This window comes from Nostoc linckia z4 (genome assembly GCF_002608075.1).
Taxonomy (GTDB): Bacteria; Cyanobacteriota; Cyanobacteriia; order Cyanobacteriales; family Nostocaceae; genus Nostoc; species Nostoc linckia.
The window spans coordinates 125934-137627 of record NZ_LAHA01000026.1 but is presented as its reverse complement, the minus strand read 5'-3'; the positions used below and the strand labels follow the sequence as shown (position 1 = coordinate 137627).

The 11694-nt window shown below is 40.9% G+C and carries 10 protein-coding genes; 7 read left to right on the top strand and 3 right to left on the bottom strand.

The genetic code is table 11. The features are described from left to right. Positions 1-320 precede the first annotated feature (320 nt). The 4 genes from VF06_RS20835 (at position 321) to VF06_RS20815 (ending at position 5458) form a co-directional block, all read left to right on the top strand. Positions 321-644 (top strand): YnfA family protein, encoded by a 324-nt coding sequence (locus VF06_RS20835; RefSeq protein WP_099069002.1) that lies wholly within the window; start codon positions 321-323, stop codon positions 642-644. A gap of 921 nt (positions 645-1565) precedes the next feature. Beyond that, positions 1566-2957, top strand: a complete 1392-nt coding sequence (locus VF06_RS20830) for an ammonium transporter (protein ID WP_371411483.1) — start codon at positions 1566-1568, stop codon at positions 2955-2957. A gap of 365 nt (positions 2958-3322) precedes the next feature. Beyond that, positions 3323-4171 carry an SGNH/GDSL hydrolase family protein gene (locus tag VF06_RS20820; protein ID WP_099069004.1) on the top strand — a complete coding sequence of 283 codons (849 nt, stop codon included), beginning with the start codon at positions 3323-3325 and terminating at the stop codon, positions 4169-4171. A gap of 78 nt (positions 4172-4249) precedes the next feature. After that, positions 4250-5458 (top strand): 4-hydroxy-3-methylbut-2-enyl diphosphate reductase, encoded by a 1209-nt coding sequence (locus tag VF06_RS20815; protein ID WP_099069005.1) that lies wholly within the window; start codon positions 4250-4252, stop codon positions 5456-5458. Positions 5459-5747: 289 nt separating this feature from the next. Here VF06_RS20815 and VF06_RS20810 read toward each other — a convergent pair whose 3' ends face one another. Further along, entirely contained in the window at positions 5748-7172 is a 1425-nt protein-coding gene (locus VF06_RS20810) for a serine/threonine-protein kinase (protein ID WP_099069006.1), read from the bottom strand. A gap of 249 nt (positions 7173-7421) precedes the next feature. Here VF06_RS20810 and VF06_RS20805 point away from each other — a divergent pair, with 249 nt between their 5' ends. The 3 genes from VF06_RS20805 to VF06_RS41055 all read left to right on the top strand — a co-directional run bounded on the left by VF06_RS20805 (position 7422) and on the right by VF06_RS41055 (position 9134). Next, positions 7422-8630: a tetratricopeptide repeat protein gene (locus tag VF06_RS20805; RefSeq protein WP_257207666.1), complete on the top strand. Its 1209-nt coding sequence runs from the start codon at positions 7422-7424 to the stop codon at positions 8628-8630. Positions 8631-8802: 172 nt separating this feature from the next. Next, positions 8803-8940: a hypothetical protein gene (locus tag VF06_RS41060; protein WP_180267547.1), complete on the top strand. Its 138-nt coding sequence runs from the start codon at positions 8803-8805 to the stop codon at positions 8938-8940. A 26-nt stretch (positions 8941-8966) separates the two neighbouring features. Further along, complete coding sequence (locus tag VF06_RS41055) at positions 8967-9134, top strand: hypothetical protein (RefSeq protein WP_180267548.1); 168 nt, start codon at positions 8967-8969, stop codon at positions 9132-9134. A 296-nt stretch (positions 9135-9430) separates the two neighbouring features. Here the strand turns inward: VF06_RS41055 and fni are convergent, their stop codons facing one another. After that, positions 9431-10480, bottom strand: a complete 1050-nt coding sequence (gene fni, locus VF06_RS20800; RefSeq protein ID WP_099069008.1) for a type 2 isopentenyl-diphosphate Delta-isomerase — start codon at positions 10478-10480, stop codon at positions 9431-9433. Positions 10481-10683: 203 nt separating this feature from the next. Next, positions 10684-11253, bottom strand: a complete 570-nt coding sequence (locus VF06_RS20795) for a DUF3611 family protein (protein WP_099069009.1) — start codon at positions 11251-11253, stop codon at positions 10684-10686. Positions 11254-11694: the final 441 nt, after the last annotated feature.

Below are 11694 nucleotides of genomic sequence, written 5' to 3'. Positions count from 1 at the left end.
AGGGAGAAGGGGGAGACAAGGAAGAGGGGGGAGACAAGGAAGAAAAATTGCTACCTTGTCCCCCTTGTTTACCTTAGACTTCTAACAGAAGTGGGGAAAAGGGTAAGGGGTAAAGGGGAAAGGGCAAATAAAAACCCTTTTCCCTTTAACCTTTTCCCTTTCCCCCCTCTTGTCTCCCCATCTCGCCATCTACCTTATATCTCATGCTTCATAACCCATACCCAATTCGATGGACAAACTTTCTTTAATTAATGACAATACTTGAGTTAAAACCGTTAGCGTAATTTCACTGAGTTCAACGTTAGTCCAAAATTAGTCAAATGATTAAGTCGCTGTTGTATTTTTTATGGGCTGGTTTATTTGAAATCACTGGTGGCTATTTGATTTGGTTGTGGTTGCGTGAAGCTAAGCCTTTATGGTACGGGATACTAGGCGGAATTGCTTTAGCTATCTATGGAGTGATTGCAACTTTTCAGCCAGCAAATTTTGCTAGAGTCTATGCGGCTTATGGGGGTGTATTTATTGCAATGACAATGTTTTGGGGTTGGAAGGTAGATGGAGTTAGTCCAGACCGCTACGACTTAATGGGAGCTTGTTTAGCTGTGGTAAGTGTATTAATTATTATGTTTGCACCCCGCAGTTAAGTAATTTTACTAAATTGTTGGCATGATTAGGGTTGGCGAGGAGACGCGGGAATTGTGCAACGCCCAAATTTTGAAATCATTTCGCAATTATGCAATGCTGAAAATAGAAATGTTGAAATTTTCTGAATGCAAATGACATCAGGGCTAAATTAATTTATACAAAAGAAAAAAGATTGGTTTTGACCAGAAGTAGGCACAAGGGACTTGCAAGTCAAAAAATATTTTATTGTTATTGTTGACTGTTGAGTGTTGACTGTTGACGGTTAACAATCAACAGTCAACGTTTATTTTTTGCAGTTCCCCAAAAAACAATATGTCTTTATCTTTCAGGACTTAGGCAAAAATCGCCAAAAAGCTCGAACTATCAAGGTAGATGCCTTCTTTACGAGAGGTTTCCGCCAACGCACAGCGTCTCGTACAGAAGAATTCGTAGAGTGTGCGTAAGTCTTATCTTTAATAGCATTTCACAAAATTTTGAATACATATATATCTACCGTAAGGCAGCACTGCTGTGTTACTTATTATTTTAATGTATAAAATTTAGCAATTAATTACTGCCTTCTAGCGTATGGCTGTTTGCTATTGCTGGTTTACTCTTTGGTGCTTTTAAGTAAAATTATTTATATAAATAGATATTGTATACATAATTACTGAAAAAAGTATCATTCTGTATTTGTGCAAATTATTGAGTAATATCAAGCAAAATTCCTCAGGCTGACAAATTATTGAAATTTTGATTAAACTCTCATAAAATCATCGAAATTATGATACTGTTGTTAACATTTCAAAAAAACTAAATTAGAGTAGCTTTCAAAACAAAAAATCGTATCGAAAGGTACTGAAAATATATTAATCTAATACAAATTTGTTGGTGCTTAGGAACAAAAACAAGTGTTGAAGAAAGTTGTCACAATCGGGGCTATGACCCTGCTATTTTTGGCACAGCCGTTGATGGGTAATGCTTTTGCCCAAACATCAGCAGCCAGCCCACCTGCGGCGGATACCGGTGATACAGCATTTATGTTGATTTCGGCAGCACTCGTGCTGCTAATGACACCGGGATTGGCATTCTTTTATGGTGGATTTGTTCGATCGCGCAATGTCCTAAATACATTGATGATGAGCTTTGTGTTAATGGCGATCGTGGGAGTGACCTGGATTCTCTGGGGTTATAGCCTTGCTTTTGCGCCGGGTTTGCCGTTCATCGGTGGATTGCAGTGGTTGGGATTGAATGGTGTGGGTTTAGAAACAACCGATTATCTCAAAGGTTCAAATCCTGCGGATATTGTTTCTTATGCCGGGACGATTCCCCATCAGGCATTCATGATTTATCAAGCCATGTTTGCCATTATCACCCCAGCCTTAATTTCTGGAGCGATCGCCGAACGCATGAGTTTCCGCGCCTATTGTCTATTTGTACTGCTGTGGTCAACCTTTGTTTACAGTCCCCTAGCTCACATGGTTTGGGCAAAAGGTGGATTCTTAGGTTTGGCTGGGGGTTTGGGTGCCCTCGACTTTGCAGGTGGTACGGTAGTTCACATTAGTTCCGGGGTTTCTGCTTTAGTGGCAGCGATGGTTCTTAAGCCTCGCAAAACCCATCCCGACCGTCTTAGCCCACCACACAACGTTCCTTTTATTTTGCTTGGTGCTGGGTTGCTGTGGTTTGGCTGGTTCGGCTTCAACGCTGGAAGTGCCCTATCCGTTGGTAGTGGAACTTCCGGTAACTTAGTCACAAATCTAGCAACATCAGCCTTCGTCGCCACTAACACAGCGGCGGCGGCGGCGGCTTTAATGTGGCTAATCATGGAAGCAGTTTTAAGGGGTAAACCAACCGCAGTGGGAGCTGCTACAGGAGCCGTTGCTGGTTTGGTGGGTATTACTCCTGCTGCGGGATTTGTGACACCGCTATCAGCAATTTTCATTGGTTTCCTCACAGCCTTTGTTTGCTTCTATGCCATTAGTTTCAAACACAAGCTATTAATCGACGATGCCTTAGACACCTATCCCGTGCATGGCGTTGGTGGTACAGTGGGGGCAATTTTAACAGCCGTATTTGCTACCACTCAAGTCAACGGAGGCGGTAAAGACGGTGTGCTGCGTGGTAATTTTGGGGAATTGGGAATTGAACTAGTAGCAATTGTTGTTGCTTATGTGATTGCTGGTGTTGGTACTTTCATTATTCTCAAAATTATCGATGCTACAGTCGGGCTACGAGTCAAAGAGGAAGCAGAATTGCAAGGTTTGGATATCAACGAACACGGAGAAGAAGGTTATAATTCCGAGTTTGGTGGCGATCGTCCTATTCAATCATAAGTAGGGAGTGGGGAGTTGGGAGTGAGGAGTTATTTACTTTGTCCCCTTGTTTCCCCATATCCGTCACTCCCTCATCTCCTCATTCCCCACCATCCGGGTTGGCGCTAGTGGTCTGCCGTAAGGGCTGGGGAAAAGATAAGGAATTTAAAACCTTTACCCTTTCCCCTTTCCCCTTTCCCCTTTCCCCTTTCCYCTTTCCCCTTTCCCCTTTACCCTTTMCCCTTTACCCTTTTCCCCTTTCCCCTTTCCCCTTTCCCCTTTACCCTTTCCCCTTTCCCCTTTCCCCATTCCCTATTTTCATCAAGGTGATTTTTGAGTACTAGCGTTAAAATCTGATTCAAAATAATTGGTAAATTTCGCTAGTTGTGTCTACTTCTTTTAAAACCTTTCCTATCTGGGCATTTTTCTCGCTGTTAACCAACGGCGTACTACTGTTGGCGGTGGTTCTGCTAATTTGGCAACAGCAGAAATTGACCGCTTTTTTTGGCCTAGAGCAAATGACCGTCAACAACTCACGTCCAGTTGTTACACCTGATTTAGGTCGCCGTCACCAACTCACTTATCAACAGTGGGTAGATATTCTCAAACAAGAAGCTAAAGTAGCTGCCGATCGCCGTCCTGTACACTTAACTATACTTGCGGGTGATTCTTTGAGTTTATGGTTTCCCACTGAATTATTACCCGAAGGTAAAAATTGGCTCAATCAAGGAATTTCTGGCGAAACTAGTCAGGGACTTTTGAAAAGATTGAATATATTTGACCGCACCAAGCCAGAGGCAATTTTTGTGATGATTGGCATTAATGACTTAATTCGGGGGACGAGGGACGAAGTAATTTTAAATAATCACGAGCAAATTATCACTCACCTGCGAAGAGTGCATCCCACAGCTGAAATTGTGGTGCAGTCGATTTTGCCACATGGTGCAGAACAAGCAACTTGGCAAGGACGAGATAAACTTCTGGCGATTACCAATAATCGCATTCGGCGATTAAACGAACGACTGCGAAGCATATCTGCAAAACAAGGTGTAAAATTCCTCGATTTATATCCTCTGTTTACCAACACCAAAGGTAATCTCCGCCAGGAATTTACTACTGATGGCTTACATCTCAATCGTGAAGGCTATATAGTTTGGCGTTCTGCATTGCAGATTTATAGCAATATGGAATTAAAACCTGAACTTCAACGTGTTTCAGGGAAGGATAAGAAGTAATATCTTTGAATACCAGTCTGTATGAATCGCGTCTTAGCGCGAGAGAATAAAAAATAGTGGTTTAAGTAGACGAATCTCATGGATACAAAAGCTTTTAAGCGGACGCTCCAACACTCAGAAAATTACAATCGTAAGGGATTTGGTCATCAAGCAGAAGTTACTAGTCAGTTGCAATCTGAGTATCAAAGTAACTTGATTCAGGAAATTCGCGATCGCAATTACATCCTGCAACGAGGCGATGTCACCATCAGGCTAGCCCAAGCCTTTGGCTTTTGTTGGGGTGTAGAACGTGCTGTGGCCATGGCCTATGAAACCCGTCAACATTTCCCCACAGAAAGCATCTGGATTACTAACGAGATAATTCATAACCCTTCTGTGAATCAGCGGATGCAGGAGATGGAAGTAAAATTTATCCCAGTGGAAGCAAATCAAAAAGACTTTTCTGTTGTTGATACTGGTGATGTAGTCATATTACCAGCTTTTGGGGCTAGCGTTCAAGAAATGCAGATCCTTCACGAAAAAGGCTGCAAAATTGTAGATACAACTTGTCCTTGGGTATCTAAAGTTTGGAATACAGTAGAAAAGCACAAAAAAGTTGATTATACTTCAATTATTCACGGTAAATATAAACATGAAGAAACAGTTGCTACGAGTTCCTTTGCTGGCAAATATTTAATTGTATTGAATTTGTCAGAAGCGGAATATGTTGCTAATTATATTATTAACGGTGGCAACCGTGAAGAATTTTTGCAAAAATTTGCTAAAGCTTGTTCAGCAGGATTCGATCCCGATCGCGATTTAGAAAGAGTTGGCATTGCTAACCAAACTACCATGCTCAAAGGCGAAACCGAACAAATCGGCAAGCTTTTTGAGCGTACTATGTTGCAAAAGTACGGCCCTACAGAATTAAACCAGCATTTCCAAAGCTTCAACACTATTTGCGATGCTACACAAGAACGGCAAGATGCAATGTTGGAGTTAGTAGAAGATAATTTGGATTTAATGGTAGTTATTGGTGGATTTAATTCCTCAAATACTACGCAGCTGCAACAAATTGCCATTGAGAAGAAAATTCCTTCTTATCACATTGACAGCGTTGCACGTATTCAATCAGCAAATTCTATTGAACATAGGCAATTAAATGGACAATTAACCATTACAGAAAACTGGTTACCAGATGGGGAAATTGTTGTGGGAATTACCTCTGGTGCTTCCACGCCAGACAAGGTAGTAGAAGATATCATTGAAAGGATTTTTGCTTTGAAAGCAACAGCAACACTAGTGTAATTTGTAGGAGTATATAGCAGCCTAGTTAAATATAAAATACTCAATAAATAGATACCTGATTTATATATAAAATCGGGTATCTATTTATTAAGTAATGATATCATGTCCCCAGAATTAGTTATGATTTCCACAGCAATTGCACCCCACCCCTTAATCCCCTGGGGAGACAAAGCACAGCTTTGGCTCTTTGGGTTTTTTCGGATTTAATAAGTAATCAAGCGGACATGATATGACTAATGACTAATAACTCAAAATCCTGGCTACGTGCGGGGGATGAGTTAAAAAATCATTAATTAATTTCAAAGGATTCAATCATTTTTTCTGCGGTTGGTAAGAAGCGATCGTAATCGTCTATTGCAGCTGAGTAAGTTATTACATATGCTTGATTCCCTTGTAAAGTCCAAACTTGTAAATTTTTTAAACTATTTTTTCCATCTTTGCCGAGGAAAATTAATTGATTAGCTCGTTTTTTAGCTAAAGTAGTTTCACTGATATTCACAATATTTGCATCAGATAAAGTAGCTTTAACTTCCTTAATAAATAAATCTTGTGATTCCTTCAAAGTACCAGAAAAATCTTCAACAGTTATAGTCAAAATTTCTTGAAAATTATCTTTTTCATTTTCTTTTGGTGATACAAATGTTACTAATTCTTTAGTTATCAAATTTGGTGTTTCTTGAATTTTCCACGTTTCTGGATATTGGATTTTTATGCCATAACTAGAATCTTGATACATCAAAAAATTTTGGCTGGGAGTTTGTAATTGCAATAACCATAGACTGACAGTAGCGACTACTGCGGTTATTCCTGCACTGAGGAAAAATTTTTGTGGTCGTCGAAATTGTGAGTTTTTTTGAATTGTAGTCTCTGGTATTTTCTCGAAGATTTCTAAAGCTTGCAACGCCGATATTGCCGTAGGATAGCGTTGACGAAAGTCATATAGCACCATTGTGTCTATAATTTCTGCTAGCTGCTGGCTTACTTGTACTTGATTGCGCCAATCAATTTCTCCTGTATGCGGGTTTATTGGTAGTCCTTGGTTGCCAAAGTCAGCAGGATTAATTCCTGTCAAAGCTTGGATAGCAATAATTCCCACTGCATAGATATCACTACTCAATTGAGGAGTGCGACTAGCTTGTTCGCTTGGCATATAACCATAAGTACCAATGGCAACTGTAAAACTTGTTTGCCCTTGAGAATTAGCCATTTGAGTAGTAATTTGTTTTACAGCCCCAAAATCAATTAGTACTATTTTGTTATCTGATTGTCTGCGTCGAATATTGGCAGGTTTGAGATCCCGGTGAATCACATTGTGTTGATGGACAAATGCTAAAACCTCCAAAATTTCTTTTAGAAGTTTAATAGTTTCATATTCACTCAATCGCTCGCCTAGAGGAGGTATTTCTTCAATAATGTCATGACCTGGAATAAATTCTTGAACTAAATAAAATTGTTGATTTTCTTGAAAATGAGCCAATAACTGAGGAATTTGGTCATGTTTCCCTAATTTTTCCAGAATTAATGCTTCCTGGTCAAACAAACGTTTAGCTTCCCCTAAAGTATATGCATCAGTAGAGAGTGGTTTAAAATGCTTAACAACACATTGTGGATTCCCCGGTCTTTGAATATCTTGAGCTAAAAAAGTCGTGCCAAATCCCCCTTGTCCCAGTTGGGTGAGAATTTGGTAGCGTCCACCGATGGTTTGGCCCTGCATTAAATTCCCCCTTGCTGCTGGAATTACTCATTCCTAATTTTGTTAATCTTGATTTTTGCACATAATTGAATTGGGCATGGGGCATGGGGCATTGGGCATTGGGCATTGGGCATGGGGCAGAGGGGAAAAACTCATCTCCCCAGCTCCCCACCTCCCCAGCTCCCCACCTCCCTCATCTCCCTTGTCCCCCCTTCTCCCTCATGCCCCATTCACAATTTTTTAAATACTAAATTAAACGAAGATTAGCCTATGAGTTTGAGTCTGTGCATGATTGTGAAAAACGAAGCAGCAACACTGCCCAAATGTCTCAGCAGTGTCAACAAAGTTGTAGATGAAATGGTAGTGTTGGATACAGGCTCAATCGATCGCACTCCTTATGTTGCCCAAGAGTTCGGGGCAAAAGTCCACCATTTTAAATGGTGTGATGATTTCAGTGCTGCTCGCAATGCAGCTTTAAAATATGTGACTGGTGATTGGGTTTTGGTGTTAGATGCTGATGAAACTCTCACGCCAGGAATTGTACCGCTATTGCGAGACACCATCGCTAGAGAAGAATACCTGTTACTCAATCTTGTGCGCCAGGAAATAGGTGCAGAACAATCTCCTTATTCTCTGGTTTCAAGATTATTCCGCAATCATCCAGATATTCGCTTTGACCGTCCTTACCATGCCTTAGTTGATGATAGTGTGGCGGCAATTTTAACCAAAGAACCGCATTGGCAGGTGGGTTATTTACCAGGAGTTGCAATTCTCCACACAGGATATCAAAAAAGCGCGATCGCTCAAAATAATAAATATGCCAAAGCCGCAACAGCGATGGAAGGATTTCTCGCTACTCATCCTGACGATCCCTATGTTTGCAGTAAATTAGGGGCATTGTATCTAGAAACTGGGAAAATTTCCCAAGGAATGGAGTTACTCAGACGAGGATTAAAGCGGATAAACGAAAGTCACGCAGCCGGCGAAGAAAACTACGATATTTTGTACGAACTTCACTATCATTTAGGCATTGCCTACAGTCGCTTAAAAAATTTCCCACAGGCGATTTCTCATTATCAGACAGGAATTAAATTGCCAATTTATCCCATGCTCAAACTAGGAGCATACAACAACCTGGGTAACTTACTCAAAGCCGCAGGAGATTTCAACGGTGCGAAAACTGCCTATATCGCAGCTTTGAAAATCGATCCGAATTTTGTTGCTGGATATTATAACCTGGGGATGACATTTAAAGCTTTGGGTTTATTGACAGATGCGATCGCTTGTTATCAAAATGCCATCGTCTTAAATCCCAACTACGCCGAAGCCTATCAAAATTTAGGCGTAGTCCTGCTAAAAGCCGGCAATCATCAAGAAAGTTTAACAGCATTCAAAAAAGCGATCGCCCTTCATGAAAAGCATAACCCCCAAGAAGCCAAAAGACTAAGCCAAGGGTTGCAAGAGATGGGGGTTATGTAAAGTGGGCATGGGGCATGGGGCATGGGGCATGGGGCATGAGGACAAGGGAGACAAGGGAGACAAGGAGAATCTGAAGTTTCCAGTCACCAGTCATATCATGTCCAGTTAAAGACTTATCATTAGGACTGACGCTCTTATGCGGGGAATTTTTTTGATAAGTGATTAGGCGGACATGATATCACCAGTCACCAGTTCCCAGTCTCCAGTCAATATACCCAATGCCCAATGCCCCATGCCCCATGCCCAATATATTTTTTATCTCTCTTTAGAAATTTGCCATTTGAAAATTGATGTTATAAATTGGTGCTGAAGTTTTAATCAAACATCTAATTGGCAATGAAAACTACACAAATCAGTTCAACAACACAAGAAAATAGACCTACTAAGACTAAAAAACAGTCTTTTCCTGGGATGAATATTGGTAGTCCGAAAGTACCATTCCGCAAATCCAAGAAAATAGTACAGCAGCATGAATTACTGAGTGATTGGCAACACGCAAGTTAATTATTTACTAGTTTCAATTTATTGTGACAAAATTGGTAGCAATTGTTCTGTTGTATTCCATGTCTCACAATCATTCTTCAAATTAGTTGGCGCTGCTGGCTCTGATTCATGCTATTCAAAATAACGCTAACAAAAATAATTACTCCGTTAAGCGTTTTATATTTAATCATGTCTAGCTACTGATTACGTATGGTAAACGGAAATTATGGGTTTGGGTTAGGCATCGAACAAACAAGGCATTGGGTAAGAAAAAATCCCCAATGCCCAATGCCCAATGCCCTATTTTTAAGGCAGGTCTATTGTATGCGCTGTAAACTATCTGAGTGCTTTAACTGAGATAAATTAGCATTACCTGTACAAAATAATACTGTTTTGATTTCGGCGATTAATACTTCAGCTAGTTCGGCTGCTGCTGTCTGTGAAACGGCTGCGGCCTTCAGGAAGGGCATTGCAAAACCGGCGATGTCTGCTCCTAAAGCGATCGCCATTGCTGCATCTAGTCCATGACGCAATCCACCCGAAGCAATTAATGGCACATCAGGGGCAATGGCTCGAATACCGGTAATACACTCTGCTGTCGGTAAACCCCAATCGGCGAATGTCCTCCCCAAGCGACGTTGCAAGGCATTTTCAGCTCGTTCGCTTTCTACCTTCGCCCAGGAAGTACCACCCGCGCCAGCCACATCAATGGCTGTAACTCCAGCATCTAAGAGTTTCTTGGCGATCGCTGCTGAAATGCCATTACCCACTTCCTTGGCAATTACTGGTACTGGCATTTTAGAGCATACCTTAGAAATTTTGTCAATTAAACCTTTAAAATTAATATCACCTTTTGGTTGAATGCACTCTTGTAGGGGGTTAATGTGTAAAATTAAGGCATCAGCTTCCAGGATATCCACTACCCGCAGACATTGATCTAAGCCATATTTATAGTTAAGTTGTACAGCGCCCAAATTGGCAAATAATAAAACATCTGGTGCATACTTGCGGACAGCAAAAGTATCAGCTACCTGTGGTTTTTCCACCGCTACTCGTTGGGAACCGACACCCATTGCAATTTTGTAATGTTGGGCGACTTCAGCCAAGCGCTGATTAATCATTCCCGCTTGTTCAGTTCCTCCAGTCATAGAAGAAATTAACAAAGGTGCGCCCAGGTATTTATCTAAAAAATTTGTACTGATGTCAATTTCGCCATAGTCTACTTCCGGTAAGCAACTATGGGTGAACCGATAGCGTTCTAATCCATTGGTGACTTCATGACATTGAACATCTTCTTCCAAGCAAATGCGAATGTGATCTGCTTTGCGATTTTGAGTTTGTGCAGAGGCGTTAGTAGGAGCGTTCACTGGCGATGGTTATTTGTTTGATTGCGATCGCTATTGTGACATTCTTACAGCCTTAGGTATAGCAGGTAACAGAGACATAAAGAAATTTGTTTTTTGAAAAATAAATAAATTATTTTGCTTAAAGCGTTGACTGTTGAGGGTTCACAGTCAACAGTCAACAATAGCATTTTTACTTAAAAGTCTAAAATGGCGACTGAGAAGTATTAGTGTTGGTGGACTCGCTCCAGCAACCATAACGAGGTTACAGTACCCACATAGTGAGCAGCAATTCCAGTAATGTCTGCCACAGCAACAAAAACATCCATCGGTCGAATAATTCTGTAGGGGTCAGTGATTGCCACACCTGGGGGTTGAGATATAGATTTTGCCACTAGCACTAATATAGTTGAACCAGCACCTAAGAGAGTTAGTAATATTCCTACCAAACTAACAATTATTCCTAAACGGAGGATTTTAGTTGTATCTGGTTTACTAGGATGTAAAGCTGGATTGCGATTTTCTAAAGCTTTGCCTATGTGAGTGTAACGAAAATCCAAATACAGACTAAATAACAACACCACAATTCCGCATACAGCCCAAAATATGCCAACTCCAAGGCCAGCATTCTGTTGATGAATCAAACCACGACCAGTCAAAGCAAACAACAAAGCTAAGACAGAAACCACTCCAATTGCCAATTGCACCCAGAAACTAATCCAGCCCGTCAGCCTAATAGTATTACCAATTCCTCGCGTTTCTGGTACTAGCGAACGCATTTCCGATTCACTTTGCATATCAATTACCGTTGAATTTAATTACCCGATCCCCCTATTGTTCAGAATATTTTCCCCCTTTATTCTGTACCCCCATCTTGAGACAGAATCGGGTTGTTATCTTAGGGAATAGATGAGAAAGGGGAAAGGGGAAAGGGGAAAGGGGAAAGGAGAAAGGGGAAAGGGGAAAGATTTCAAATACATCCTTTACCCCTTACGCCTTAACCTTTTCCCACACCACAAGGGAAGTTCATACTGCTTATCCGAACCGTATTGAGACAAGGGAGACAAGGGACAGTCATCAGTCAACAGTCATCAGTCATCAGTCAACACACCAAATACCAATAATTTAAAATCCTGCCAAACGATGAAAAGTTATCAAACTCCAGGATGATGAGTGCTTAGCAGCTAAATTGACAAAATATCACTATAAAGAGTGATATTTCAGGGATAGATAGGGCT